Below are 25,850 nucleotides of genomic sequence, written 5' to 3' on the forward strand. Positions count from 1 at the left end.
TCATGAGCCTGGAAAATATCTCCTGCCAGAAAAGCTTCGGTGGTTGGCACAAGCGTTATCGCCATCGCTCGGAAACGCTCGGTTGCGACATGGTGTTTGCCGTGTACCTGCCGCCGCAAGCGGAGCAGGGCGGCAAGCTGCCGGTGCTGTACTGGTTGTCCGGCCTGACCTGCACCGACGAGAACTTCATGCAGAAGGCTGGCGCCATGCGCATGGCCGCCGAGCTTGGGCTGATCATCGTCGCGCCAGACACCAGCCCCCGAGGTCCCGACGTGCCGGGCGATCCGGACGGTGCCTGGGACTTCGGCCTTGGCGCCGGGTTTTATCTGAACGCCACCCAGGAACCCTGGTCGCGCCACTACCGGATGCATGACTATGTCGTGCAGGAGTTGCCGGCCTTGGTCGAAGCGCATTTCCCGGCGTCGGACAAGCGCGGCATCAGCGGTCACTCCATGGGTGGCCACGGTGCGCTGGTCTGTGCCTTGCGCAATCCGGGGCGTTATCTGTCGGTATCGGCGTTCTCGCCAATCAACAATCCAATGGATTGCCCGTGGGGACAGAAAGCCTTTTCCCGCTATCTGGGAGAAGACCGTTCGAAATGGCGTGAATGGGATGCCTGTGCATTAATCGCCGAGGCCGATGAAAAGCTGCCGCTGTTGGTTGACCAAGGCGATCGCGACGATTTCCTCGCCAATCAACTGAAGCCTGAAGCCTTGCAACAGGCGGCCAAACTGGCCGGTCACCCGCTGACGTTGCGCCTGCAACCGGGCTATGACCACAGCTATTTCTTCATCGCCAGTTTCATCGATGAACACTTGCGGCATCACGCGCATGCTCTAGGTGCCTAATGCAGGTAGAATCACGCCCTGACAAAATTCGGGGCGTTTTTTTATGCGTATTGGCCACGGCTATGATGTGCACCGTTTCGCTGAAGGCGATTTCATCACTCTGGGCGGCGTGCGCATTGCACACGGCTTCGGGCTGCTCGCTCACTCCGACGGTGACGTCCTGCTGCACGCCTTGAGCGATGCCTTGCTCGGCGCTGCCGCGCTGGGTGACATCGGCAAGCATTTCCCGGACACCGACCCGCAATTCAAAGGCGCCGACAGCCGAGCGCTGTTGCGTCATGTCGTCGCATTGATCCACGCCAAAGGCTGGAAGGTCGGTAACGTCGATAACACCATCGTTGCCCAGGCGCCGAAAATGGCCCCACATATCGAATCGATGCGCGCGCTGATTGCTGCGGATCTTCAAGTTGAGTTGGATCAAGTGAATGTGAAAGCTACCACCACCGAGAAGCTCGGCTTTGTCGGTCGCGAAGAGGGCATTGCCGTGCATTCCGTTGCCTTGTTGCTGCGCGCATGAACGAACTGCAATTACTCGGCCCGCGGGCCTATGGGGAACCGCTCGGCAGCGCCGTACTGAAAGCCATCGCGGAAGATTTCCAGGTCGATGAAGTCCTTGATATTCCCTTGAGCGGTGATGGCGAACACCTGTGGATCTGGGTGGAAAAACGCGGCCTGAATACTGAAGAGGCGGCACGTCGAATCGCCAAGGCAGCCGGAGTGTCATTGCGCACTGTCAGCTACGCCGGGCTCAAGGATCGCCAGGCGCTGACGCGCCAGTGGTTCAGCGTACAACTGCCGGGCAAAGCCGATCCGGATCTGTCCGCGGCAGAAAACGACACGCTTAGAATCCTCAAGACCAGCCGGCATAAACGCAAGCTGCAACGCGGTGCCCACTCGGCCAACGGCTTCACCTTGCGCCTGACACAGTTCGCTGGAGACAAGGCTGCCATCGAAGAGCGACTGCAACTGATTGCCAAGCAAGGCATCCCCAATTATTTCGGCGCCCAGCGCTTCGGGCATGACGGCGGCAACGTGGTCGACGCCCGTGCCTGGGCTGCGCGCAAGGCCTTGCCAGAGCAGCGCAACGTGCGTTCGCGCCTGCTTTCCACGGCTCGCAGTTTTCTGTTCAACCAGGTGTTGGCGGCGCGTGTCGCCGACGGCACCTGGCAGCACGCGCAGGTCGGCGATCTGTTGGCATTCACCGACAGCCGCAGCTTCTTTGCGGCCGGCGAAGCTGAATGCAGTGATCCGCGACTGGCGATTCTCGATCTGCACCCGACCGGTCCACAGTGGGGCGAAGGTGACTCGCCGGCCATGGGCGCTGTCCATGAACTGGAGCAGGCGATAGCCGCGCGCGAAGTGGAACTTCGCGATTGGTTGGTCAACGCCGGAATGAGCCATGAACGTCGCATCCTGCGGCTGCCCATTGCCGGGTTGACGTGGCATTATCCCTCGCCTGACATTCTGCAACTGGAATTCGTCCTGCCGGCCGGATGCTTCGCCACCGTATTGGTGCGCGAGCTTGTCGATCTGGTGCCGGTGGGGCAGACGGACAGCCCATGCGTATTCTGATTTCTAACGACGACGGGGTATTTGCACCCGGACTCGCCGCGCTTCATGCTGCGCTGGCGGATTACACCGAGTGCGTGGTGATTGCCCCGGACCAGGACAAAAGCGGTGCGAGCAGTTCGCTCACGCTGGACCGTCCGTTACATCCGCACACGCTGGCCAACGGCTTTATCAGCGTCAATGGCACGCCGACCGATTGCGTGCACCTGGGCCTCAACGGCTTGTTGGAGCGTGAAGCGGACATGGTGGTGTCCGGCATCAACCTGGGCGCCAACCTGGGGGACGACGTGCTCTACTCGGGTACGGTTGCGGCGGCGCTCGAAGGACGATTCCTGACGCGGCCTGCGTTTGCCTTTTCGCTGGTCTCGCGACAGGTCGACAACCTGGCCACGGCGGCCTACTTTGCGCGCAAACTGGTCGAGGCCCATGCGGATCTCGAACTGCCACCGCGTACGGTACTGAACGTGAACATTCCCAATTTGCCGCTGGAGCACATCCGCGGTATCCAGTTGACCCGCCTCGGGCATCGCGCCCGCGCGGCAGCGCCGATGAAGGTGGTCGACCCGCGAGGCAAGTCCGGGTACTGGATCGCTGCGGCGGGGGACGCTGAGGATGGCGGACCCGGCACCGATTTCCATGCCGTGATGCAAGGCTATGTTTCCATCACCCCTTTGCAGCTTGATCGCACCTTCAATGATGCCTTCAGGAGCCTCGACGGCTGGTTGGAGGGCCTGCGACCATGACGCGGGGACAAGACGACATGATGCGTCGCGGCATCGGCATGACCTCGCAACGGACCCGCGAGCGCCTGATCCAGCGCCTGTACGAGGAGGGGATTTGCAACGCCAAGGTGTTGGAAGTCATTCGGCGTACACCGCGTCACCTGTTCGTCGACGAGGCTCTGGCACACCGAGCCTACGAAGACACGGCGCTACCCATCGGCCATAACCAGACCATCTCCCAGCCCTACATGGTGGCTCGCATGAGCGAGTTGCTGCTCGAAGCCGGGCCATTGGACAAGGTCATGGAAATCGGTACGGGGTCGGGGTATCAGACGGCGGTGCTGTCGCAACTGGTCGAACGGGTCTTTTCCGTGGAACGTATCAAGGTGCTGCAAGACCGGGCCAAGGAACGCCTGGTCGAGCTGAACTTGCGTAACGTGGTATTTCGCTGGGGCGATGGCTGGGAGGGCTGGCCGGCACTGGCGCCCTACAACGGCATTATCGTTACGGCGGTGGCAACAGACGTTCCTCAGGCGCTGCTCGATCAACTGGCCCCGGGTGGGCGCCTGGTGATCCCGGTGGGGTCCGGTGAGGTGCAACAATTGATGCTGATCATCCGGGAAGAAAATGGCTTTTCCAGGCGTGTCCTGGGGTCGGTGCGCTTCGTCCCGTTACTCAATGGTCCACTGGCCTGAGCATTTATTTAAACGCGCTGAATTCTCTTCAATTGCCTCTGTCTTACAGCGGGGTCGATTGGTTAAACGGGTTGTTTCGGCGGACAGCAAACGTGTGCGCCAAGCCATTTCGCTTCATTAAGGGTAAAGCCGGCACGGCCCGTTATACTTGCGACACTTCGTGCCGGAACACGGCAAACCACATTTTCAGCCACCACAAAGGGAGCGGCGGGTGAGTCTCACAGTCATAGCGCAGCGTATGGGTACAACGAGCTTTCAGCGCCTGGTGACTGGCCTTGTCATGAGCACCTTGCTGGTCGGTTGCTCCAGTAACAAATCCAGCGACGTACGCGTTGTCGACCGCAACAATGCCGCCGCCCAGCGTCCGGCCGTGACCACCGGGCAGTACGTCGTTCGCCCCAAGGACACGCTGTTTTCCATCGCCTTTCGCTACGGCTGGGACTACAAGGCACTGGCGGCGCGCAACAACATAGCGCCGCCGTACACCATCCATCCGGGTCAGACGATTCGCTTCGATGGTCGCAGCGGTTCAACGCCGACAACCGTGGTCAGTTCCTCCAGTTCCTCGCCTTCATCCTCAAGTAAAACCACGGTCATCCGTCGCTCTGCGGACGGTACGACCACGACCACGCCGGCGGCTGTACCGTCCGTCGCCAACAAGCCGGCACCCGCTCCACTGCCTCCACCGGGTCCAGCCCCGACCGGCTGGGGGTGGCCATCTAATGGCATTTTAATCGGCAAATTCTCCTCAAACGGTAGTTTGAATAAAGGAATTGATATCGCAGGGGATTTGGGACAGCCTGTTTTAGCTGCGTCTGATGGGACGGTGGTATACGCCGGGAGTGGCTTAAGGGGCTACGGCGAATTAGTCATCATCAAGCACAGTGAAACCTACGTCAGTGCCTACGGACATAACCGCAGGCTGTTGGTTCGGGAGGGGCAGCAGGTCAAGGTCGGACAGACAATTGCCGAAATGGGGTCAACGGGTACAGACCGGGTGAAACTGCATTTTGAGATTCGCCGCCAAGGTAAACCTGTAGATCCGCTGCAATTCCTGCCGCGGCGTTGATCGCTTTCCAGCCTGTTCCGTCACGTAGAGGGGACAGGCTCCAGCGTTGCCAGGGATAAAGGCGCCGCTTGAGCTTGAGGTCGAACTCACCAAAGGACTATAACAATGGCTCTCAGTAAAGAAGTGCCGGAGTTTGACATCGACGATGAGGTTCTCCTGATGGAGGCCGACGTCGGCACGGATTCGATGTCGAATGATGAAGGGGCGGCTCCACCTTCCGTTCGTGCCAAATCCAAACACTCCGCGACATTGAAGCAACACAAGTACATCGATTACACGCGGGCACTCGATGCCACGCAGCTGTACCTCAATGAAATCGGCTTTTCCCCTCTACTGTCCCCCGAAGAAGAAGTGCATTTTGCGCGCTTGTCGCAAAGTGGTGATCCGGCCGGGCGCAAACGCATGATCGAAAGTAACCTGCGGCTGGTGGTGAAAATCGCCCGACGCTACGTCAATCGGGGCCTTTCGCTGCTCGATCTGATCGAAGAGGGCAACCTCGGATTGATCAGGGCGGTGGAGAAATTCGACCCTGAGCGCGGTTTCCGCTTCTCGACCTACGCAACCTGGTGGATTCGTCAAACCATCGAGCGCGCGATCATGAATCAGACCCGGACCATCCGGTTGCCGATCCATGTGGTCAAGGAGCTCAACGTGTACCTGCGGGCTGCACGGGAGCTGACGCAAAAACTCGATCATGAACCCTCACCCGAAGAGATCGCCAACCTGCTGGAAAAACCGGTAGCGGAGGTCAAGCGCATGCTGGGCCTCAACGAGCGGGTTTCTTCGGTCGACGTCTCGCTGGGTCCGGATTCGGATAAAACCCTGTTGGACACCCTTACCGACGATCGCCCAACCGATCCATGCGAGCTGCTGCAGGATGACGACCTGTCTCAAAGCATCGACCAGTGGCTCTCGGAGTTGACCGACAAGCAGCGCGAGGTGGTTGTACGCCGCTTCGGCCTGCGCGGTCACGAGAGCAGCACCCTTGAAGATGTGGGCCTGGAAATTGGCCTGACCCGTGAGCGGGTCAGACAGATTCAGGTAGAAGGTCTGAAGCGTCTGCGGGAGATCCTGGAGAAAAACGGGCTATCGAGCGAGTCGCTATTTCAATAAGCCGTTCGTTGGCTGAATAACAGGAAGCCCCGACTGGTTCGGGGCTTTTTGCTATCTATATTTCCGGTTTTGATCTCGGGGACGCGAGCGCGGCTTTGTAGCGTCAGGGTGTAAGTCTTCGCTTACTCTTTACGTAAGTGTTCACTATTTTTACAGGTTGGCAGTCGACCATATTTTTCGCAGGTCTTTTTTATCCTACTGATAAACAAGCAGGTTTTCGAACATGAACGGGATGTGACAAGCCATCCGGGCCTGATCGGGTGATTGCTCTTGACGGTAAAAACTCTAGTATCGGTGTTGTGTCAACGGATAGACACGCCCTTCAAGGATGAGGGGAAAGGACATCGCAGGAAGCGATTCATCAGGATGATGAAAAGGAACACAGGGAATAGGGAAAAATGTGGGCGGGTCATACCGCCCCTTTTTTTTGCCTGCACCTGTAGGAGCTGCCGAAGGCTGCGATCTTTTGATCAAAAAAAAGGCCCTTGTGGGGCCTTTTTCAGGAACGCGGGGATAATCAGCGTTCGAGGTATTCGATCTTGCCTGGCTTGCCATCCCAATCAGCGGCATCGGGCAACGGATCCTTGCGTTCGGTAACGTTCGGCCAGACCTCGGCTAATTCGAGGTTCAGCGCGATAAAGTTTTCCATGCCGGCAGGGACTTCATCTTCGGAGAAGATGGCCACTGCAGGGCATTCAGGTTCGCACAGTGCGCAGTCGATGCACTCATCCGGGTGAATCACCAGGAAATTCGGGCCTTCGTAAAAGCAGTCCACCGGACAGACTTCTACGCAGTCGGTGTACTTGCACTTGATGCAGTTGTCGGTGACGACGAAGGTCATTTCTAATTTTCTCCTCAGGCGCGGCTCGCAGCGCCCCTTCACGTAGGGGTCGCAAGGTTTGGGAGCGATAGTCTGCAAGCCAGGCTAATAGCCCGCAGCATCCCAAACCGCGCGAGATTCTAACAGCTTGCAAGCCTATGCGTTAGACCCGTGTCTTTAGTGTATAGAGCATTTCGAGTGCGCGACGTGGTGTCATGTTGTCCAGATCAAGTTTGGCCAGTTCATCCAGCACCGGATGCGGCAGGCTCGCGAACATGTCGCTCTGCTGCGGCGTGGCCGGTTTGCCTTTGGCTGGCGCAGGCGCCTCGTGGGGCAGGGCGGTGTCTTCGAGCCGGCTCAAGTGCTCACGGGCACGTACGATCACTTCGTTCGGAACACCAGCCAGCTGCGCGACTGCCAGGCCATAGCTCTGGCTGGCCGGCCCTGGCAGTACATGGTGCAGGAACACGATGCGTTCGTTGTGCTCCGTGGCATTGAGGTGCACGTTGGCCACCAATGGCTGGGCTTCCGGCAATACCGTCAACTCAAAGTAGTGGGTGGCGAACAACGTGTAGGCCCGCAGGTGCGCCAGGCGTTCCGCTGCCGCCCACGCCAGCGACAGGCCGTCGAAGGTGCTGGTGCCGCGGCCGACTTCGTCCATCAGCACCAGGCTGCGTTCGGTGGCGTTGTGCAGGATGTTCGCGGTTTCGCTCATTTCGACCATGAAGGTCGAGCGGCCGCCGGCCAAGTCATCGCTGGAGCCGATCCGAGTGAAAATGCGGTCGACCAGGGACAGCTCGCAGCTGGCTGCCGGGACGAAACTGCCAATATGCGCCAGCAGCACGATCAGCGCCGTCTGCCGCATATAGGTGGATTTACCGCCCATGTTCGGGCCGGTGATCACCAGCATGCGGGTGTTGTCGTCGAGGCTCAGGTCGTTGGCCACGAAAGGCGTGGTCAATACTTGTTCCACCACAGGGTGACGACCCTGGGTGATCCGCATGCACGGCTCGCTGACGAAACGTGGGCAGTTGAGATCCAGGTTCAGCGCGCGCTCGGCCAGGTTGCTCAGCACGTCCAGCTCAGCCAGTGCAGCCGCAGTATCCTGCAGCGGTGGCAGCTGGGCGATCAGGTCTTCGAGCAGCGCTTCGTAGAGCATCTTTTCCCGCGCCAGGGCACGGCTCTTGGCAGACAGAGCCTTGTCTTCGAAGGCCTTCAGTTCCGGCGTAATAAAGCGCTCGGCGCCTTTGAGGGTCTGGCGGCGAATATAGTCGGCGGGTGCGGACTCGGCCTGCTTGCTCGGCAGTTCGATGAAATAGCCGTGGATGCGGTTGTAGCCGACTTTCAGGTGAGACAGGCCGGTGCGGGCTTTTTCGCGGGCTTCGAGGTCGATCAGGAATTGCCCGGCGTTTTCGCTGAGCGATTGCAGTTCATCGAGTTCGCTGTCGTAACCGGTTTTCAACACCCCGCCGTCACGGATTACCGCGGGCGGGTTGTCGATGATGGCTTTTTCCAGCAAGGCCGCCAGTTCCGGGTAAGTGCTGGTGGTGATCGCCAGTTGGTTGAGGTGCGGCGCTTCAAGTTCGGTCATCGCCACTTGCAGTTGCGGCAGCGCGCCGAGGGCATCACGCAGGCGCGCGAGGTCCCGCGGACGGGCATTGCGCAGGCCAATCCGGGCGAGAATGCGCTCGATGTCGCCGATTTCCTTGAGCTGCGGCTGCAGCTTTTCGAAACGATAGCCGTCAAGCAGGCAGGTGATCGAGGTCTGGCGCGCCAGCAACACGCTCAGGTCACGCAGCGGGCGGTTCAGCCAGCGAGTCAGCAGGCGGCTACCCATGGCGGTCTGGCAACGATCGACCACCGACTGCAGGGTGTTGTCACGACCGCCGGCCAGGTTGGTGTCCAGTTCCAGGTTGCGGCGACTCGCCCCATCCAGCACTACGGTATCGTCCAGGCGTTCGTGGCGCAGGCTGCGCAAGTGCGGCAGGGCGGTGCGCTGGGTTTCTTTCGCGTAGGCCAGCAGGCAACCGGCGGCGCCGATGGCCAGGGTCAGGTTTTCACAACCGAAACCCTTGAGGTCCTGGGTCGAGAATTGCTGGCAAAGACTCTTGAAAGCCGAATCACGCTCGAAATCCCACGGCGCACGGCGACGAACGCCACGACGTTTCTCGGCAGGCAGATCCTTGGGCCAGTCATCCGGGATCAGCAATTCCACTGGATTGACGCGCTCCAGTTCCGCCAGCAGGTTTTCCCAGCCCTTGATTTCCAGCACGCTGAAGTTGCCGCTGGTGATATCCAGCACCGCCAGGCCGAACAGGCGCTCGTCGCCCAGGACGGCGGCGATCAGGTTGTCCCGGCGCTCATCGAGCAGCGCTTCGTCGCTCACCGTGCCCGGGGTAATGATGCGTACTACCTGGCGATCCACCGGGCCTTTGCTGGTGGCCGGGTCACCGACCTGCTCGCAGATCACTACGGACTCGCCGAGCTTCACCAGTTTCGCCAGGTAACCTTCCGCCGCATGGTAAGGGATGCCGCACATCGGAATCGCCTGCCCGGCTGACTGCCCGCGAGCGGTCAGGGTGATGTCGAGGAGCTTGGCGGCCTTCTTCGCGTCTTCATAGAAGATCTCGTAGAAGTCGCCCATGCGGTAAAACATAAGCTGGTCAGGGTGCTGGTTCTTCAGCCGCCAGTATTGCTGCATCATCGGCGTGTGCGAGGACAGGTCGGAGAGGGCTTTATTCATCGGATTGCCAGGAAAACTCATTCAAAAGGTGTGGGGCAAAAGCGGGCATGGGCACGGCTTTTCCGCGATGGGCGCAAGGTTACCATGGGCAGTCTGGTCGACGCAGGCATCACGGCCGGGTGACCTCTTTCTAGATCAATCATGCATCGGTTATGCAATTAAGCATTTGTCGTGGCAAAAAACTTCGAGCATTATGCGCATTATGCAAAAACGCAACGTTTCGACCGTTTTAAGAGCGCTGCTCGATCAGCACGGTATCTCCCCCACGGAGCTTCACCGTCGCACCGGCGTGCCTCAATCCACACTTTCGCGCATCCTCGGCGGGAAGATTGTCGACCCTTCGGATAAACACATTTCGAAGATCGCCGAATACTTCGCCGTCAGTACCGATCAATTGCGTGGTCGGGTGCTCATCGCGCAGGCGTTGGGTACCCGGCGTGAAGCCGCGCACTCGCAACTCACCGACATCAGTCTGTGGGACGACGATACCCCTATTGATGATGACGAGGTCTCGGTACCCTTTCTTCGCGAGGTTGAATTGGCTGCAGGATCAGGAAGATTCGTCATCGAAGAGAGCGAGCGCGCCAGCCTGCGCTTCGGCAAGCGTAGCTTGCGCCATAACGGCGTGCAGTTCGACCAGGCCAAATGCGTGACGGTGCGCGGCAACAGCATGCTGCCGGTGTTGCGCGACGGTGCCACGGTGGGCGTCAACGCCGGCAAGTGTGGGATTGGCGATATCGTCGATGGCGATCTCTATGCCATCAATCATAACGGCCAGTTGCGAGTGAAACAGCTGTATCGGCTGCCGACAGGGATTCGCCTGCGTAGCTTCAACCGCGATGAGCATCCTGACGAGGACTACACCTTCCTGGAAATGCAGGAGGAACAGATCCTGATCCTGGGTCATGTGTTCTGGTGGGGCATGTACGCTCGTTGACCTTCGGTTTGCCGCCTCGCGGGAGCCAGGCTTGCTGGCGAGCCAGATACCGGTGTGTACCTACAATACGGCGTTATCGCTCTTCGCCCGTACGAAGCTGACTATCTTCACGGCAAATAAATGCATTAATGCATTGACTGTATATGCGTACATGCATAATCTTGCGCTTAACCGCTAGCATCGCAAGCCAGGCACCCTGGAGGCCCGACATGACAAACGAGCAGCAACTGTTGCTGGACCTGCCTATCTGGCTCGTCGTCGCGCTTGCAGTGGTCAGTGGGGTGTCCGGGGAAATGTGGCGCGCCGACAAGGAGGGCGCCCGTGGCTGGTCATTGCTGCGACGCCTGGCCTTGCGTTCCGGAGCGTGCATGGTATGCGGCGTCTCGGCGATGATGTTGCTGTACGCCGCCGGGATGTCGATCTGGGCCGCCGGCGCCTTCGGTTGTCTCACCGCGATAGCCGGGGCTGACATGGCCGTAGGATTGTACGGGCGCTGGGTGGCCAGGCGTATCGGTATCGATGATGCACCGCCGCGCGATTCTCGCCCCGACCCATAGTGAATGGGTGGCGCTCTGCGTGCTGCGCTGGCAACACAAACGGTGCAACAATTACCGGCGGGGCTTGCGTGGGAGAGGTGTGTAGTCTGGCGTTCGGGATGCGGCGTTCAATACGCTGCCGGCGTATTTCTCCCGGCGCCATCTTGCGAATTTCATGCATCAATCAAAGGAACGAGCGATGCGCCTCACTGAGCAGCAGTTACTCATGATTTTTCCAGGTGCCCGCACTCGGTCGGGTCTGTTCTTGCTTGCCCTTAATAACGCCATGGCACGTCGTAACATCAATTCTCCCGGGCGTATCGCCGCCTTCCTGGCGCAAATCGGCCACGAGTCGGGGCAACTGCAATATGTGCGAGAGTTGGGCGGCGAGAAGTATTTCGAAAAATACGATACCGGGGACCTGGCCATGCGCCTGGGCAACTCCCCTGAAGCCGACGGCGACGGTCAACGCTATCGGGGTCGTGGGCTGATCCAGATCACCGGTCGCAGTAATTATCTGCAGTGCAGTCGGGCACTTTTTGGTGATGAGCGTTTGTTGCAGCAACCCGAACTGTTGGAGCTGCCACAATGGGCTGCTGAATCCGCGGCCTGGTTCTGGGAGCGAAACGGCCTTAATGAACTGGCCGACGTCGATGAGTTCAACAGTATTACTCGACGTATCAATGGCGGTTTGAACGGGCTGCAGGAACGATTGCTGCTTTGGAAGCAGGCAAAGACGGTGTTGCTCCCACCTGCGAGTCCGTGAGATGTGTGTCGGGGCGGCTCGTCCCTGTAACTTGCAAGCACCATTCGCTCGTGTACGTTAAGCCTCATTCCGTTCGATCAGGAGATGACCGTGAAAGAAATCACACAGCTGGCCGCTGAACTCGGCAGGCGCCTGCAGGTTCTCAATGCCCATGTCACCGCCGCCGAATCCTGTACGGGCGGCGGTATCAGCGAGGCGATTACCCGGATTCCGGGTAGCTCGGCATGGTTCGAGGCCGGTTATGTCACCTATTCCAATCGACAGAAGACCTTGCAACTGAATGTCCCGGCCGAGCTGTTTTCAACCGTGGGCGCAGTCAGTCGCGAAGTGGTCGAGGCCATGGTGCATGGCGCACAGGAAAAAAGCCGCGCGCGTTTTGCCGTGGCGGTCAGTGGTGTCGCAGGGCCGGACGGCGGTTCGCCCAGTAAGCCGGTGGGCACCGTGTGGCTGGCGTGGGGCGTCGACGACCAGGTGTTCAGCGAGGTGCAGCATTTTGCCGGCAACCGCGACGAGGTCCGCCGACAAACGGTGAAGGCCGCGCTAGAGGGGCTGCTGCGCCATACCGCGGGAGAAATCTCAAATCAGGGGTAGGCGATCCGCACACGCTGTGGAATAATACTGTCTACTTATACAGGTGTTGGCCGTCAGGCCTTATTGATTACGTGAGGACTTTAATGGACGACAACAAGAAGAAAGCCTTGGCTGCGGCCCTGGGTCAGATCGAACGTCAATTCGGCAAGGGTGCCGTAATGCGTATGGGCGATCAGGACCGTCAGGCGATCCCGGCCATCTCCACTGGCTCTCTGGGTCTGGACATCGCTTTGGGCATTGGCGGTCTGCCAAAAGGCCGCATTGTTGAAATCTACGGTCCTGAATCTTCCGGTAAAACCACACTGACATTGTCCGTGATCGCCCAGGCTCAGAAAGCCGGCGCGACCTGCGCGTTCGTCGATGCCGAACACGCCCTGGACCCTGAGTACGCCGGCAAGCTGGGCGTCAACGTCGACGACCTGCTGGTGTCCCAGCCTGATACCGGTGAGCAAGCCCTGGAAATCACCGACATGCTGGTGCGTTCCAATGCGGTCGACGTGATCATCGTCGACTCCGTGGCAGCGCTGGTGCCGAAAGCTGAAATCGAAGGCGAAATGGGTGACATGCACGTGGGCCTGCAAGCCCGCCTGATGTCCCAGGCGCTGCGTAAAATCACCGGTAACATCAAGAACGCCAACTGCCTGGTGATCTTCATCAACCAGATCCGCATGAAAATCGGTGTGATGTTCGGCAGCCCGGAAACCACTACCGGTGGTAACGCGCTGAAGTTCTACGCGTCGGTTCGCCTGGATATCCGCCGCACAGGTGCGGTGAAAGAAGGTGATGAAGTCGTCGGTAGCGAGACCCGCGTCAAGGTTGTGAAGAACAAGGTGGCCTCGCCGTTCCGTCAGGCCGAGTTCCAGATTCTTTATGGCAAGGGCATCTACCTCAACGGCGAGATGATCGACCTGGGTGTTCTGCACGGTTTCGTCGAGAAGTCCGGTGCCTGGTATGCCTATAACGGCACCAAGATCGGTCAGGGTAAAGCCAACTCGGCCAAGTACCTGGCGGATAACCCGGATATTGCCGCAACGCTTGAGAAGCAACTGCGTGACAAACTGCTGTCTCCGGCTTCGGTAGCGGATGCCAAGGCTTCTGCGGTCAAAGAGACCGAAGACGATCTGGCTGATGCTGATATCTGATTGATCCGATGACCGCTGTACTCGATACCCTCGTCGCGGTGCGGCGAACCGCAATGGACCTGCTCGCGCGACGCGAGCATGGTCGAGTCGAGCTGACGCGTAAACTGCGTCAGCGCGGGGCTCTCCCCGAAATGATTGAAACAGCACTCGACCGATTGACGGAAGAGGGCTTGTTGTCCGAATCCCGCTACCTTGAAAGCTTCGTTTCCTATCGTGCCCGCAGCGGCTATGGCCCTTTACGCATTCGTGAAGAGTTAAGTCAGCGTGGCCTGCAGCGTAGTGATATCGAGCTCGCTCTGCGCGAGAGCGGTATCGACTGGCAGGAACAATTGAAGGACACCTGGCGACGCAAGTTTTCCGGGCAATTACCGATAGATGCCCGGGAGCGCGCCAAACAAGGCAGGTTCCTGGCGTATCGGGGATTCTCCATGGAAATGATCAACCGCTTGTTCAGCGGCCGAGGAATGGACGATTGACTGAAACGGCTCGCTATTTCGATAGCGGGCCGTTTTTTTTGCCTCACGTAACCTTTAATGGCTCTCGCGTACGCTGCTGTGCCGGTGGCTGGGTTTGAGCCCAGTTTTCCGCCAGGTTGATGTAATCCACCAACTCGCGAAGCCGGCCGTGGTCACGGGCGGTAAAGTTGAAGGCCAGCCGCGCCAGGTGGCTGAACCGTGCTTCGTCCTGCTCCTCGCCGTTATAGGCATGTTGATGAAATCGATCGCTCAGGCACAGGTCTGCGAATAACTCCTGCATCTGTTCGAGTGCCCTGTCACTGAGCTTGTGGTTCATGCGAATCACGAACTGATGTTTGAGCCAGCGGCTGGAGTGGTAATTGCTGTAGAAATGGTTGATCTGCTCCACCGCTTCTTCGGCGCTGTAAACCAGTTTCACCAGCTTCATGTCGGTAGGCAGGATGTAACGATTCTCCTCCAGTTGATGGTGGATGAAGTCCAATGCGCCCTGCCAGAATTTGCCGCCCGGCGCGTCCAGCAGCACTACGGGCACCAATGGGCTTTTGCCCGTCTGGATCAACGTCAGTACTTCCAGCGCTTCGTCCAGGGTGCCGAAACCGCCTGGGCACAACACCAGTGCATCCGCTTCCTTGACGAAGAACAGCTTGCGCGTGAAGAAAAAATGGAAGGGCAGCAGGTTGGTCGTCCCCTGAACGGTGGGGTTGGCATGTTGCTCGAAGGGCAGGGTGATGTTGAATCCCAGGCTGTGTTCCAGACCTGCACCTTCGTGGGCTGCAGCCATGATGCCGCCGCCCGCACCCGTGATGACCATCATGTCGGAGCGAGCCAGGGCGGCGCCGAGTTCCCGGGCGAGACCATACAAGGGGTGTTCCACTGGCGTGCGCGCGGAGCCGAAGACTGTGACTTTGCGTCGCCCCTTGAACTGCTCCAGCACTCGGAAAGCGTGCTCCAGTTCGCGCAGGGTTTGCAGGGTTATCTTGGCATTCCAGCGGTTGTGGTCTTCCTGTGCCATGCGCAGCACGGTCAGGATCATGTCGCGGTAGATCGGGGTATTCGGGCTGTTGGGTGAAACCAGGTTGAGTTGCTCTTCGACCTTGCTGATGAGGTCATGGCCGCTTTGTTCAAAATGGCGGCTTAGGAGGTCATTCGGTTGGTAAGGCATTCAGCTTCTCCTTCTGGACAGAGCCGTCGGCTTCGACCATTGACGCGTCGGCGCCACGACACTTCATGTATCGCTGTTTGCCCAGGCCCATGCCTGGGCGATTCACTTGACCCTGGTCGGGTCACCATACCGGCTCTGTTTTTCCCTTGGATGAAAGAAACGTTCGCACAGCGCAAGACGAAACGGGCGGCGCCTTTCCAGTCCTGACACAATGAACGTAGATACCTGAAATCTAGACCGTCGCGATGATTGTTGCCTTGATCATTGCGCCGCAAAGTCTTTCCTGGCAACCGGTTATTGACGATTTGCAAGGTGATTTCACCGCCCGTCCGAACCCGCCCCGAGTGTTCAGTACTCTGATTTACTTAGTTACAGGTATTACACGACAACTTGGCGTCAAGGGCAGGGCGCAGGGTACAAGCGGTTCAAGGATTTGCCGCTCATCACGAGTGAGGTGCAGGGAGCCGGAAAACCATGGCCAGGGTCATTCTGGAGATCGATACGCAACTGTATCGATTGCTGAAATCATCAGCCGAGATCAATCATTTGAGTCTCGAGGAGGAGTGCTGCCGGCGTCTTATGGACCCGCATCAGCGTTCCCGCTATTTGCAGGCGCTGGTGGCGGAATTGCGCGCCGAGGATGAGCAGCGGCGCGCAAAATCCCACTGACTTACTTTTTCTTCTGGGTCGCTTTCGGGCAATCCGATTCCTGGTAGCTTGCAGAACCGACCGCGCGGTTGGTCTTTACCTCGGTGAAGTCATAACGCATGACCGCCCCTTTGGCCATCAGCTTACGGAAGGATGGGTTGTTGCATACCGAGGCGCCAAGCTGGAAGTACACGGCCTTGGGGTCGGCACGCATCTTGTTGGCGTGGCTGCTTTGCACACTCAGGTGGTTGATCAGCACATTGCCTTCGACCGTGTAGCCCTGATCGAGAATGTCTTCATTGATCGCCCGTGGCGTGCCGACGCTGCTTTGTGTGGCGACGTTTCGCAGCTCTCTGTTCAAATTCTGCTCACTCAAGGACGCAGCCTGAGCGTTGAAGGACGACGCCAGCAGAATGGCAGCGGTGGGAACGATAAGGCGCAGCATGAAACTCTCCTGGGGCAGTGATGGGTGTTTGACCCATCACATGACTGTGCGTTCAGTGGCGGCGAATTATAGGGGAGCAGGCCTGCACGGTACAGGTTTGCACCAGCGGGTCTGGTAAACTGCCGGCACTTTCACCCAGCCGAGTGCTTTTCGTGTCGATCTCTTTTGTCTGCCGGCGTGGCCTGCGATGAACCATGCCCCCAACGCCGTAGCCCGTTTGCGCGACCAGCGCGAAGAGGAAGGTATCAAGCCGATTCAGGCCCGTGGATGGCGGGCAACACGCTGCCGCGCTTGCCGCGTGATCGAGAGTCACTGCCTGTGCGCCTGGCGTCCGCAGGTTCAGACTCGCTCCGGGGTATGCCTGATCATGACTGGCAAGGAAGTGTTCAAGCCCAGCAATACCGGTTGGTTGATTGCCGATGTGGTGCGTGACAACCATGCCTTCATCTGGTCGCGGACCGAAGTCGATCAGCAGTTGCTGGCCTTGCTGTCCGACCCGCAATGGCAGCCTTATCTGGTGTTCCCGGGTGAATATGTCGCGCCCGAGCGGGTGACTCATAGCGTGGTGGTCGATCAAGGCAGGAGGCCGCTGTTCATCTTGCTCGACGCAACGTGGACCGAAGCCCGGAAGATTTTCCGTAAAAGCCCCTATTTTGACGCGCTTCCGATCCTCAGTTTGTTGCCCGAGAAGCTTTCACGCTATCAATTGCGCCGCTCCACCCGTAGCGAACACTTGTGTACTGCGGAAGTCGCGGCGTTATGTCTCGATCTTGCAGGCGATGTAGAGGCGGCCTCGGCGCTCGACGCTTATTTCGATGTGTTCAGCCAGCATTACCTCGATGCCAAGCGTCAGCTGGAAATGGATGTTTCGACCCCGGCGCACACCGAGTTGATGGCCTATCTTCAACCAGCAGTGGCAGTGACGGTCTGATTGTCGCCGATGCTGCAATAAAGTGTACCGGCCATGTCGCTTGACCACCCCGGTTTCGCTGGGCATGCTTGGCGCCCATTAGGGTGCGGCCAGAGTTTGAAACGCCGTTTTTTGCGTTGAACGTGCCCCGTTGGTGCGGCTGCGTGGCTGTTACCTCGAGTTGTTTGGCGATACCCGAATGCATCGGGCATCCCATGAAAAACAGGATCATTTGAAAAATGGCCACATACGAAATCCTGATTGCCGATGACCACCCTCTTTTTCGTTCCGCCCTGCATCAAGCGCTGACCCTGGGCCTGGGCCCGGATGTCCGCTTGGTGGAAGTGGCGAGCATTGCCGAGCTGGAAGCTCGCCTGAGCGAAAAGGCTGACTGGGATCTGGTGCTGCTGGATCTGAACATGCCGGGCGCGTATGGTTTTTCCGGGTTGGTGCTGTTGCGCGGCCAGTATCCACAAATTCCTGTGGTCATGGTCTCGGCCCAGGAAGAAGCGACGATCATGGTCAAGTCCCGGGAATTTGGTGCAAGCGGTTTCATACCCAAGTCCAGCGACCTGAGTGTTATCCAGAAAGCCGTGCGCGCGGTGCTCGATGGCGATGTTTTCTGGCCACCGCAAGCATTCGAAGCCGTCAGCGTTTCCGATGAGGCCAAGGCGGCCAGTGAAGGCCTTGCGAGCTTGACTCCGCAACAGTTCCGGGTGCTGACCATGGTCTGCGAAGGCTTGCTGAACAAGCAGATTGCCTACGAGCTGAGCGTTTCCGAAGCGACCATCAAGGCCCACGTCACCGCGATTTTTCGTAAACTGAATGTGCGGACCCGCACCCAGGCGGCGTTGCTGCTGCAACAACTCGAGTCAATTTCAAGCCATTAAGCGCTGGCGCCTTCACGTTTTTTTGACTTTGGTTAATCTAGCTTTCCCACTCCTTTTTTGGTCAGTCCTACTCTATGTCACCTTTCAAAGGCCAGACCGGCCTGAAACGTATCCTCAATGCTTCTGGCTACTCGCTGGACGGCCTACGCGCAGCATTCACCGGCGAAGCGGCTTTTCGGCAACTGGTGTTGCTCAACGTCATTCTGGTCCCGCTGTCGTTCTTCCTGAACGTGAATCGTGTCGAGCAGGCGTTGTTGATTGCGGTATGCCTGTTGGCGCTGATCGTCGAGCTGCTCAATTCGGCCGTGGAAGCGGCCATCGACCGCATTTCCCTTGAATTGCACCCGTTGTCGAAAAACGCCAAGGACATGGGCAGTGCCGCGCAATTGGTGGCTTTGACCATGATCGCGCTGGTCTGGGCGGTGATTCTGCTTTAAGCGATCGCCGGCAGGACGATCTCGTCGCTGCGCTGCACCCCGGCGGTAAACGCGCGGCACAGTTCGAGGAATTCACGCATCGCCGAGGTCTGGTATTTCTGCTTGTGCCAGATGAAATAGAACTGTCGGGCCAGGTCCAGGTCCGGAGTCTCCACGGCTACCAGGCTGCCGCGACGGAACGCGTCCCGTAGCGCAAGCCGCGAGATACAGCCGATCCCCAGGCCGGACTCTACGGCGCGCTTGATGGCTTCGGTGTGTTCCAGTTCCAGGCGGATGTTCAGCGCGCTCCGGTGATGGCGCATGGCTTGATCGAACGTCAGGCGTGTGCCTGAGCCTTGTTCACGCAGGATCCAGGCTTCGTGGCTCAGTTCCTCCATGCTCGCTGTGCCCCGCTGGGCCAGCGGATGCTGTGGCGCGCAGAAGACCACCAACTCATCTTCGACCCAACTTTGCACTTCGATGTCAGGGTGACTGCAATCGCCTTCGATCAGACCCAGGTCAATTTCGTAGTGGGCGACCTGCTGCACAATATTGGCAGTGTTCTGCACGTGCAGCTTGACCTGGCTTTCCGGGTGGCGCTGCATGAAACCACCGATCAGCAGGGTCGCGAGATAGTTGCCAATGGTCAGGGTCGCGCCCACTGCCAATGAGCCAAATCCGGACTTGCCATTGAGCAGGTCTTCGATTTCCTTGGCCTGGTCGAGCAAGGCAACCGCCTGGGGCAGCAACTGTTTACCCAGGGCGTTGAGGCTCAATCGCTTGCCGGCGCGGTCGAACAGCTGGCAGCTGCACTGGCGCTCCAGTTCGGTAATGGATGTACTCGCCGCCGACTGTGAGAGGTTGAGCAGACCCGCAGCACGGGACACGCTTTCCTGCTGGGCGACGGCGACGAACACTTGAAGTTGACGGAGAGTAAATCGCATATCGATATAACCGATAACCCTTATCTTAATAATCCAGTTAACAGATATTGTCGTCGCTATTAGAATGCGATGCAATTGCGCACCGCAGGTCTGTTCCTGAAAGAGCCAGCGCAGATCCAATCTCCAGGAGTCCCCGTACATGAGCAACATGAACCACGAGCGTGTCCTCAGTGTTCATCACTGGAACGACACTCTGTTCAGCTTCAAGTGCACCCGTGATCCGGGCCTGCGCTTCGAGAACGGTCAGTTCGTGATGATCGGCCTGCAACAGCCCAACGGCCGCCCGCTTATGCGCGCTTACTCGATTGCCAGCCCGAACTGGGAAGAGCATCTCGAGTTCTTCAGCATCAAGGTGCCTGATGGTCCGCTGACTTCCCAATTGCAGCATCTGAAGGAAGGCGACGAGATCATCATCAGCAAGAAGCCCACCGGCACGCTGGTGCTGGATGACTTGAAGCCTGGCAAACATTTGTACCTGCTCAGCACCGGTACCGGTCTGGCGCCGTTCATGAGCGTCATCCAGGACCCGGAAACCTACGAGCGTTTCGAAAAAGTGATCCTGTGCCACGGCGTACGTTACGTCAACGAAGTCGCCTACCGCGAGTTCATCACCGAGCACCTGCCGCAGAACGAGTTCTTTGGCGATGCATTGCGTGACAAGTTGATCTACTACCCAACCGTGACTCGCGAGCCATTCGAAAACGAAGGTCGCCTGACCGACCTGATGCGCAGCGGCAAGCTGTTCAGCGACATCGGCCTGCCACCGATCAACCCGCAGGACGACCGCGCCATGCTGTGCGGCAGCCCGAGCATGCTCGACGAGACCAGCGAAGTGTTGAACAGCTTCGGCCTGAAAGTGTCGCCGCGCATGCGCGAGCCGGGTGATTACCTGATCGAGCGTGCGTTCGTAGAGAAATAAGCACCGCCTCAAAAAAAGCCCGCATTGCCTATACAGGTAATGCGGGCTTTTTTATGCCGGACGCGTTCTCTGTAGGAGCTGCCGCAGGCTGCGATCTTTTGATCTTGATCTTCTATCGCGATTTCAAGATCAGAAGATCGCAGCCTGCGGCAGCTCCTACATGTTGGATGCGGGAATGACCTCAAGCACGCGGATCATCTGCGGCGTTGGATAATGCCAGCGCACATCCACGTCCCAGAATTGCGCACCATATTCGCGTTCCGGGGCAGGCGTCTGGTACGCCGGGCGCGGATCCTGCGCCAAGCATTGCTCGATCAACTCAACCAATGGCTCTGCAAGGCGATCAGCGTGCCCATGAGCCTGTTGCAGGGCGCTATCCGTCCATTGCACGGCAATCAGCTGCGGCGCGGCGCTGGCGACGCTGTTGGTGGCTGTGTCGATAATGTCTGCGTAAGGCACGTAGGGTTTGATGTCGAGGACCGGCGTGCCATCGAGCAGGTCGATACCCGATATCCACAGGCGATTGGCCTCGACCTTGTCCAGCTTGACCACGGACTGGCCGATGCCATTGGGCCGGTGAGTCGCGCGCGTGGCGAACACGCCCATGGACTTGTTGCCGCCCAGGCGAGGCGGACGAACTTTCAGGCGCGGCTTTTCTTCCAGTGCCTGATGGAACAGGAACAACAGCCAGACATGGCTGACCTGTTCCAGGCCCTGCACGGCATCACCCTGATCGAATGGCGCCACCAGTTCGAGCACGCCGCGCGCGGCCGGGGCCAATTGCGGCTGCCGAGGGATGGCGAACTTCTCCTTGAAGCAGGAACGCACGAAGCCGATGGGGGAAACGCTGTAGGTCATGGTTTGGGGTCGAGTCGGGATGGTGGCGGGCATGATAACCCGATCGACCTGTGTTCAGTGGTGGCTGTGCCGGCCCCTTCGCGAGCAGGCTCGCTCCCACAGTGGATCCCGGCCGGCCACAAATTTTGTGAGCACCAAAAAACCTGTGGGAGCGTGGCTTGCCCGCGATGGCAGCACCGCCGATCTCAGAGACTGAACCCACCATCGAGCGGAATGATATTTCCGGTCATGTACGCCCCGGCCGTACTCGCCAGGCTGATCGCCAGCGCCGCCATCTCTTCCTCCCGGCCCCAACGCTTCATCGGAATCAGCGCCGTATCCTGCGCCAATGCCTGCGCATCTCTGTCGATGTGTTGGGTCATCTTGCTCGGAAAGCGACCCGGGGCGATCACATTGACGTTGATGTGCTGGCTCACCAGTTCCCTTGCCAGAATCCGTGAGAGTTGATGCAGGGCGGCTTTGCTCGGCCCGTAGGCATATGCCTGTTCGCCAAAGGAAGAAATCCCGGCGACTGAACCGATATTGATGATCCGGGCCGGGTTCGCGGGGGAACCGGCTTTGCGCAGCAGTGGCAGAAATTGCTGGATGCAGTTGAATACCGACGTCACATTCAGTTGCATGACCTTTTCCCAGCCTTTGATCGGGTAGCTTTCCAATGGCGCCCCCCAAGTGGTGCCGGCGTTGTTGACCAAGATATCGAGATGGGTCATCTGCTCACCCAGGCGTGTTGCCAACTGCTGCACGCCTTCTTCAGTGGCCAGGTTGGCGGCCACCGCGTGACAGCGGCCCAGCGCACCGAGCTCATCGGCAGTTTGCCGGCAGGCTTCGACGTCGCGGGCACAGACGTAGACGGTGGCGCCAGCCTCGACATAGGCCTTGGCGATCATTTTGCCGATACCACGGGTGCCGCCGGTCACCAGTGCGGTGCGGCCTTGCAGGGAGAAATAGGGATGCATGGCGAATCCTGAGGGCTGTAGGTCATTACACCCTAGTCGTCAGGCCCGATCAGTGGAGCCACTATTTTTGCGCGGAATGGGGATTCATACTTGTAGGAGCCGGCTTGCTGGCGATGGCGTCCCTAAGATAGCTATCGCCAGCAAGCCGGCTCCTACAGGTGAGGCAGTGCCGTCGCTGCTTATTGCGGGCGAACGCGCAGGGTCAGGCCCTTGAGGAAGTTGCGCAGCAACTGGTCGCCGCACGGGCGGTAGTTGGTGTGGCCGAATTTGCGGAACAGGGCGCTCAGCTCAGGCTTGGATACCGGGAACTCGGCGGCCTTGAGGATCGCGTGCATGTCGTCTTCTTTCAGCTCGAAGGCTACGCGCAGCTTTTTCAGGATGATGTTGTTGGTTACCGGCACTTCGATTGGTTGCGGTGGGCGGCTTTCGTCCTTGCCGCGCTTGAAGATCACCAGGCCGTCGAGGAAATGCGCCATGACTTCGTCCGGGCAGCGTACGAAACCTTCCTCGTCTTCCTCTTTCTTGTCGAGGTAGCTCACCAGGTCGGCCAAGGCCACGTCCATGCCGCCGAGCTTGATGATCTCGATGACTTTCTTGTCGCTGATGTCGAGCATGTAGCGCACGCTGCGCAGTACGTCATTGTGAATCATGGTGTGCAATCCTGATATTCAGCAGTGGGCGCCGCACAAGCAGCGGCGCCAGAATGTGTGGCGGCGGGAGAAGCCTCAGAACTTCTCTTTGCCGGACAGGTAGCGCCATTGCCCCAGGGGCACCTTGCCGATGGACACGCCGCCGATGCGGATACGGCGGATGCCCACGACTTTCAGGCCGACGGCCTGGCAGAACAGGGCGATCACGCCCGGTTGCGGGTTCTTCATGGCGAAACGCAGGCGGTTTTCGTTCTGCCAGCTGGCTTTGACCGGTGGCAGTTCCTTGCCCTTGTAGGTCAGGCCGTGTTGCAAGCGATTGAGGCCATGTTCAACCATGTCACCTTCGACTTCGACCACGTACTCCTGCTCGATCTTGCTGGAGTCGGCAGTGAGCTTGCGCAGGATCTTCCAATCCTGGGTGAACACCAGCAAGCCGCTGGCATTGGCTTGCAAGTCAGTGCTGGCGGTCAGGCGCTGGAAGTGGCCCTTGAGCGGACGTTTGCCGTAGCGGTGCTCTTCGCTCAAGGTCTCGGCGCTGATGGTCGCCATGGCGGTGTCCGCGTCCATGCCGGCTGGCACATTGAGCAGGATGGTGACGGGCTCTGGTGCGGTGGCCTTGGCCTCTGGATCCAGCTCGACTTTTTGATTGGCGACCTTGAACTGCGGCTCGTCAACGACTTCGCCGTCGACGGTGACCCAGCCGCCCTCGATGAACAGCTCAGCCTCCCGACGGGAACAGCCGACGAGTTCGATGAGGCGTTTGGAGAGTCGAATCGGGTCAGTCATGACAGGGCCGTAACAAAAAAGGGGTGGGCATTGTACCTGCCTGGCGCCGGTTAATCCCGGAACCATTTGTGCCGTACAGCTTTTTCTAGGAGCCGGCTTGCTGGCGATGGCATCACTTGGGTGCCATTCACACACCGAGATGATGCCATCGCCAGCAAGCCGGCTCCTACAGGTGCGTGTATGTCAGCCATTGCGTGTCTTTTGTTGAGCCTGGCGCAAACGCATGTGTAACAGCGGATACGGCTGGCCCATGCCGTCGACTTCCGAACGACCTATCACCTCAAAGCCCTGCTTGAAGTAAAACCCCAGGGCTTGCGGGTTCTGTTCGTTGACGTCCAGTTCATCGGCGTTGAGGTTCTCCAGGGCATAGTGCAGTAACCGCTTGCCAAGGCCCTGGCCGCGATGCGCCGGGTCGATGAAGAGCATCTCGATCTTGCCCGCCGCGACACCGGCGAATCCGGTGATTCGCTGCTGCGGGTCTTTGGTGCAAATCAGCATCACGGCGTCGAGGTAACGGGTCAGCACCAGGTTCTTCAACAGTTCGATGTAGCTGTCCGGCAGGAAGTCGTGGGTAGCGCGGACCGAGGCCTCCCAGACCCTGGTCAATTCTTCGTAGTCGCTTTGTTTCGGGGTATGAATGACCGAATGTTGGCGCATGCCAGCCTGCCCTTGGGTTATTGGAGATGAGAATCCGTTCCTCATCAAACGATAGCCGTAAAAAAGCCCCGCATCTCGTCAAGAGAGCGGGGCTTTGCATATTTTTTGCGACTAGATCTGTTCAGCCCACAGGTCGTATTCGTCGGCGTCGGTCACTTTGCACCAGACTTTGTCGCCCGGTTTCAAGTTACTGCCATTGTCGATGAACACGTTGCCGTCGATTTCCGGGGCATCGAAGAAGCAGCGGCCAACCGCGCCTTGCTCGTCGACTTCATCGACCAGCACTTCGATTTCACGGCCGATGCGCATTTGCAGGCGCGCCGAGCTGATGGCCTGCTGGTGCGCCATGAAGCGCTCCCAGCGGTCCTGCTTGACGTCGTCCGGCACGACTTCCAGGTCCAGGTCATTGGCCGGAGCCCCTTCAACCGGCGAGTACTGGAAGCAGCCGACGCGGTCGAGCTGGGCTTCGGTCAACCAGTTCAGCAGGTACTGGAAGTCTTCTTCGGTCTCGCCGGGGAAGCCGACGATGAACGTCGAACGGATGATCAGGTCCGGGCAGATTTCGCGCCAGTTCTTGATTCGCGCCAGGGTCTTGTCTTCGAACGCCGGGCGTTTCATCGCCTTCAGCACTTTCGGGCTGGCGTGCTGGAACGGGATGTCCAGGTACGGCAGGATCTTGCCGGCGGCCATCAGCGGGATCAGCTCGTCAACGTGCGGGTACGGGTAGACGTAGTGCAGGCGTACCCAGACACCGAGGGTGCTCAGGGCTTCGCAGAGTTCGGTCATGCGGGTTTTCACCGGCGCGCCGTTCCAGAATCCGGTGCGGTACTTGACGTCGACACCATAGGCGCTGGTGTCCTGGGAGATTACCAGCAGCTCCTTGACGCCGGACTTGACCAGGCGCTGGGCCTCGTCGAGTACGTCACCGACCGGGCGGCTAACCAGCTTGCCGCGCATCGACGGGATGATGCAGAAGCTGCAGCTGTGGTTGCAGCCTTCGGAAATCTTCAGGTAGGCGTAGTGGCGCGGGGTCAGCTTGATGCCTTGTGGCGGCACCAGGTCGATCAGCGGGTTGTGGTCCTGGCGTGGCGGCACGACTTCGTGCACGGCGTTGACCACCTGTTCGTACTGCTGCGGACCGGTGACGGCCAACACGCTCGGGTGTACGTTGCGGATGTTGCCTTCTTCGACGCCCATGCAGCCGGTCACGATGACCTTGCCGTTTTCCTTGATGGCTTCGCCGATCACTTCCAGGGACTCGGCCTTGGCCGAGTCGATGAAGCCGCAGGTATTGACCACCACGACATCGGCGTCCTGGTAGGTGGACACGACGTCATAGCCTTCCATGCGCAGCTGGGTGAGGATGCGCTCAGAGTCGACCAGTGCTTTGGGGCAACCCAGGGATACGAAGCCAACCTTGGGATTGGCCGGCGCAGGAGTGGTGGACATGTCTAACCTCGGTGTTTTGTGACGCCGCTTGCCGAACTGGGCAAAACTGACGGAGGGGCGCTTGAGCTGCGCCTCTGATCAAAAAGTGCGCAATTCTAGCGATGAGACGTTCACTTGACCAGCTTTATGCAGG

At 59.0% G+C, this 25,850-nt stretch carries 29 protein-coding genes; 18 read left to right on the forward strand and 11 right to left on the reverse strand.

The annotated features are described in order from the left end of the window. The first annotated feature begins 2 nt into the window (after positions 1 to 2). The 7 genes from fghA to rpoS all read left to right on the forward strand — a co-directional run bounded on the left by fghA (position 3) and on the right by rpoS (position 6,016). Positions 3 to 848 (forward strand): S-formylglutathione hydrolase, encoded by an 846-nt coding sequence (gene fghA / locus CGA21_RS17010; RefSeq protein ID WP_020795988.1) that lies wholly within the window; start codon positions 3 to 5, stop codon positions 846 to 848. 43 nt (positions 849 to 891) lie between these two features. Beyond that, positions 892 to 1,365, forward strand: a complete 474-nt coding sequence (ispF, locus tag CGA21_RS17015) for a 2-C-methyl-D-erythritol 2,4-cyclodiphosphate synthase (RefSeq protein WP_020795989.1) — start codon at positions 892 to 894, stop codon at positions 1,363 to 1,365. After that, the gene (gene truD, locus CGA21_RS17020) at positions 1,362 to 2,420 is read left to right on the forward strand and encodes a tRNA pseudouridine(13) synthase TruD (protein WP_110748717.1); all 1,059 of its coding nucleotides are present in this window, start codon (positions 1,362 to 1,364) and stop codon (positions 2,418 to 2,420) included. The genes ispF and truD overlap by 4 nt, the downstream gene beginning before the upstream one ends. After that, on the forward strand, positions 2,408 to 3,160 hold the full coding sequence (gene surE / locus CGA21_RS17025) for a 5'/3'-nucleotidase SurE (protein WP_110748719.1): 753 nt from the start codon (positions 2,408 to 2,410) through the stop codon (positions 3,158 to 3,160). The genes truD and surE overlap by 13 nt, the downstream gene beginning before the upstream one ends. Positions 3,161 to 3,198: 38 nt before the next feature. Continuing rightward, positions 3,199 to 3,834, forward strand: a complete 636-nt coding sequence (locus tag CGA21_RS17030; protein WP_188264698.1) for a protein-L-isoaspartate(D-aspartate) O-methyltransferase — start codon at positions 3,199 to 3,201, stop codon at positions 3,832 to 3,834. 211 nt (positions 3,835 to 4,045) lie between these two features. Further along, complete coding sequence (locus CGA21_RS17035; protein WP_110748721.1) at positions 4,046 to 4,903, forward strand: peptidoglycan DD-metalloendopeptidase family protein; 858 nt, start codon at positions 4,046 to 4,048, stop codon at positions 4,901 to 4,903. Between the two features lie 105 nt (positions 4,904 to 5,008). After that, a complete protein-coding gene (gene rpoS, locus CGA21_RS17040) occupies positions 5,009 to 6,016 on the forward strand; it encodes an RNA polymerase sigma factor RpoS (protein WP_020795994.1) in 1,008 nt (335 codons plus the stop codon). A gap of 517 nt (positions 6,017 to 6,533) precedes the next feature. On the opposite strand, the gene fdxA is transcribed toward rpoS, so the two are convergent. After that, on the reverse strand, positions 6,534 to 6,857 hold the full coding sequence (fdxA, locus tag CGA21_RS17045; protein WP_110748722.1) for a ferredoxin FdxA: 324 nt from the start codon (positions 6,855 to 6,857) through the stop codon (positions 6,534 to 6,536). Positions 6,858 to 6,999: 142 nt separating this feature from the next. Continuing rightward, positions 7,000 to 9,579, reverse strand: a complete 2,580-nt coding sequence (mutS, locus tag CGA21_RS17050) for a DNA mismatch repair protein MutS (protein WP_110748724.1) — start codon at positions 9,577 to 9,579, stop codon at positions 7,000 to 7,002. A gap of 202 nt (positions 9,580 to 9,781) precedes the next feature. Here mutS and CGA21_RS17055 point away from each other — a divergent pair, with 202 nt between their 5' ends. The 6 genes from CGA21_RS17055 (at position 9,782) to recX (ending at position 14,027) form a co-directional block, all read left to right on the forward strand. Beyond that, complete coding sequence (locus tag CGA21_RS17055; RefSeq protein WP_110749052.1) at positions 9,782 to 10,516, forward strand: helix-turn-helix transcriptional regulator; 735 nt, start codon at positions 9,782 to 9,784, stop codon at positions 10,514 to 10,516. A 209-nt stretch (positions 10,517 to 10,725) separates the two neighbouring features. Next, positions 10,726 to 11,073 (forward strand): phage holin family protein, encoded by a 348-nt coding sequence (locus tag CGA21_RS17060; protein WP_110748726.1) that lies wholly within the window; start codon positions 10,726 to 10,728, stop codon positions 11,071 to 11,073. Between the two features lie 178 nt (positions 11,074 to 11,251). Next, positions 11,252 to 11,818: a glycoside hydrolase family 19 protein gene (locus CGA21_RS17065; protein WP_188264666.1), complete on the forward strand. Its 567-nt coding sequence runs from the start codon at positions 11,252 to 11,254 to the stop codon at positions 11,816 to 11,818. A 90-nt stretch (positions 11,819 to 11,908) separates the two neighbouring features. Further along, positions 11,909 to 12,409, forward strand: a complete 501-nt coding sequence (locus CGA21_RS17070; RefSeq protein WP_188264667.1) for a CinA family protein — start codon at positions 11,909 to 11,911, stop codon at positions 12,407 to 12,409. Between the two features lie 83 nt (positions 12,410 to 12,492). After that, positions 12,493 to 13,551, forward strand: a complete 1,059-nt coding sequence (recA, locus tag CGA21_RS17075) for a recombinase RecA (RefSeq protein ID WP_008060630.1) — start codon at positions 12,493 to 12,495, stop codon at positions 13,549 to 13,551. Positions 13,552 to 13,559: 8 nt separating this feature from the next. After that, a complete protein-coding gene (gene recX / locus CGA21_RS17080; RefSeq protein ID WP_110748729.1) occupies positions 13,560 to 14,027 on the forward strand; it encodes a recombination regulator RecX in 468 nt (155 codons plus the stop codon). Between the two features lie 43 nt (positions 14,028 to 14,070). Here recX and CGA21_RS17085 read toward each other — a convergent pair whose 3' ends face one another. Beyond that, positions 14,071 to 15,189, reverse strand: coding sequence for a TIGR00730 family Rossman fold protein (locus tag CGA21_RS17085; protein WP_110748731.1), 1,119 nt, complete (start codon positions 15,187 to 15,189; stop codon positions 14,071 to 14,073). A gap of 474 nt (positions 15,190 to 15,663) precedes the next feature. Here CGA21_RS17085 and CGA21_RS17090 point away from each other — a divergent pair, with 474 nt between their 5' ends. After that, a complete protein-coding gene (locus CGA21_RS17090) occupies positions 15,664 to 15,858 on the forward strand; it encodes a hypothetical protein (protein WP_110748733.1) in 195 nt (64 codons plus the stop codon). A 1-nt stretch (position 15,859) separates the two neighbouring features. On the opposite strand, the gene CGA21_RS17095 is transcribed toward CGA21_RS17090, so the two are convergent. Next, complete coding sequence (locus tag CGA21_RS17095) at positions 15,860 to 16,282, reverse strand: PA3611 family quorum-sensing-regulated virulence factor (protein WP_110748735.1); 423 nt, start codon at positions 16,280 to 16,282, stop codon at positions 15,860 to 15,862. A gap of 187 nt (positions 16,283 to 16,469) precedes the next feature. Between CGA21_RS17095 and CGA21_RS17100 the strand changes: the two genes are divergently transcribed. From CGA21_RS17100 to CGA21_RS17110, 3 genes are all read left to right on the forward strand, one after another. Further along, positions 16,470 to 17,213 carry a tRNA-uridine aminocarboxypropyltransferase gene (locus tag CGA21_RS17100; protein ID WP_110748737.1) on the forward strand — a complete coding sequence of 248 codons (744 nt, stop codon included), beginning with the start codon at positions 16,470 to 16,472 and terminating at the stop codon, positions 17,211 to 17,213. 218 nt (positions 17,214 to 17,431) lie between these two features. Next, positions 17,432 to 18,082, forward strand: a complete 651-nt coding sequence (gene erdR / locus CGA21_RS17105; protein WP_020796006.1) for a response regulator transcription factor ErdR — start codon at positions 17,432 to 17,434, stop codon at positions 18,080 to 18,082. A 74-nt stretch (positions 18,083 to 18,156) separates the two neighbouring features. Further along, the gene (locus tag CGA21_RS17110) at positions 18,157 to 18,519 is read left to right on the forward strand and encodes a diacylglycerol kinase (protein WP_110748739.1); all 363 of its coding nucleotides are present in this window, start codon (positions 18,157 to 18,159) and stop codon (positions 18,517 to 18,519) included. On the opposite strand, the gene CGA21_RS17115 is transcribed toward CGA21_RS17110, so the two are convergent. Then, complete coding sequence (locus tag CGA21_RS17115; protein WP_110748740.1) at positions 18,516 to 19,442, reverse strand: LysR family transcriptional regulator; 927 nt, start codon at positions 19,440 to 19,442, stop codon at positions 18,516 to 18,518. The two genes, CGA21_RS17110 and CGA21_RS17115, sit on opposite strands and share 4 nt — an antisense overlap. 139 nt (positions 19,443 to 19,581) lie before the next feature. Between CGA21_RS17115 and fpr the strand changes: the two genes are divergently transcribed. Further along, positions 19,582 to 20,361 (forward strand): ferredoxin-NADP reductase, encoded by a 780-nt coding sequence (fpr, locus tag CGA21_RS17120; RefSeq protein ID WP_008054100.1) that lies wholly within the window; start codon positions 19,582 to 19,584, stop codon positions 20,359 to 20,361. A 156-nt stretch (positions 20,362 to 20,517) separates the two neighbouring features. Here the strand turns inward: fpr and tsaA are convergent, their stop codons facing one another. The 6 genes from tsaA to rimO form a co-directional block, all read right to left on the reverse strand. Next, complete coding sequence (tsaA, locus tag CGA21_RS17125) at positions 20,518 to 21,219, reverse strand: tRNA (N6-threonylcarbamoyladenosine(37)-N6)-methyltransferase TrmO (protein ID WP_188264699.1); 702 nt, start codon at positions 21,217 to 21,219, stop codon at positions 20,518 to 20,520. Between the two features lie 185 nt (positions 21,220 to 21,404). After that, on the reverse strand, positions 21,405 to 22,175 hold the full coding sequence (locus CGA21_RS17130) for an SDR family oxidoreductase (RefSeq protein WP_020796010.1): 771 nt from the start codon (positions 22,173 to 22,175) through the stop codon (positions 21,405 to 21,407). A gap of 179 nt (positions 22,176 to 22,354) precedes the next feature. Further along, the gene (locus CGA21_RS17135; RefSeq protein WP_020796011.1) at positions 22,355 to 22,825 is read right to left on the reverse strand and encodes a DUF1456 family protein; all 471 of its coding nucleotides are present in this window, start codon (positions 22,823 to 22,825) and stop codon (positions 22,355 to 22,357) included. 75 nt (positions 22,826 to 22,900) lie between these two features. Next, positions 22,901 to 23,611, reverse strand: coding sequence for an rRNA pseudouridine synthase (locus CGA21_RS17140; protein WP_020796012.1), 711 nt, complete (start codon positions 23,609 to 23,611; stop codon positions 22,901 to 22,903). A gap of 183 nt (positions 23,612 to 23,794) precedes the next feature. After that, positions 23,795 to 24,268 carry a GNAT family N-acetyltransferase gene (locus tag CGA21_RS17145; RefSeq protein ID WP_188264668.1) on the reverse strand — a complete coding sequence of 158 codons (474 nt, stop codon included), beginning with the start codon at positions 24,266 to 24,268 and terminating at the stop codon, positions 23,795 to 23,797. Positions 24,269 to 24,379: 111 nt separating this feature from the next. Continuing rightward, positions 24,380 to 25,717, reverse strand: a complete 1,338-nt coding sequence (gene rimO, locus CGA21_RS17150) for a 30S ribosomal protein S12 methylthiotransferase RimO (RefSeq protein ID WP_020796014.1) — start codon at positions 25,715 to 25,717, stop codon at positions 24,380 to 24,382. Positions 25,718 to 25,850: the final 133 nt, after the last annotated feature.

This window comes from Pseudomonas sp. PSB11 (assembly GCF_014596605.1).
Classification (GTDB): Bacteria; Pseudomonadota; Gammaproteobacteria; order Pseudomonadales; family Pseudomonadaceae; genus Aquipseudomonas; species Aquipseudomonas umsongensis.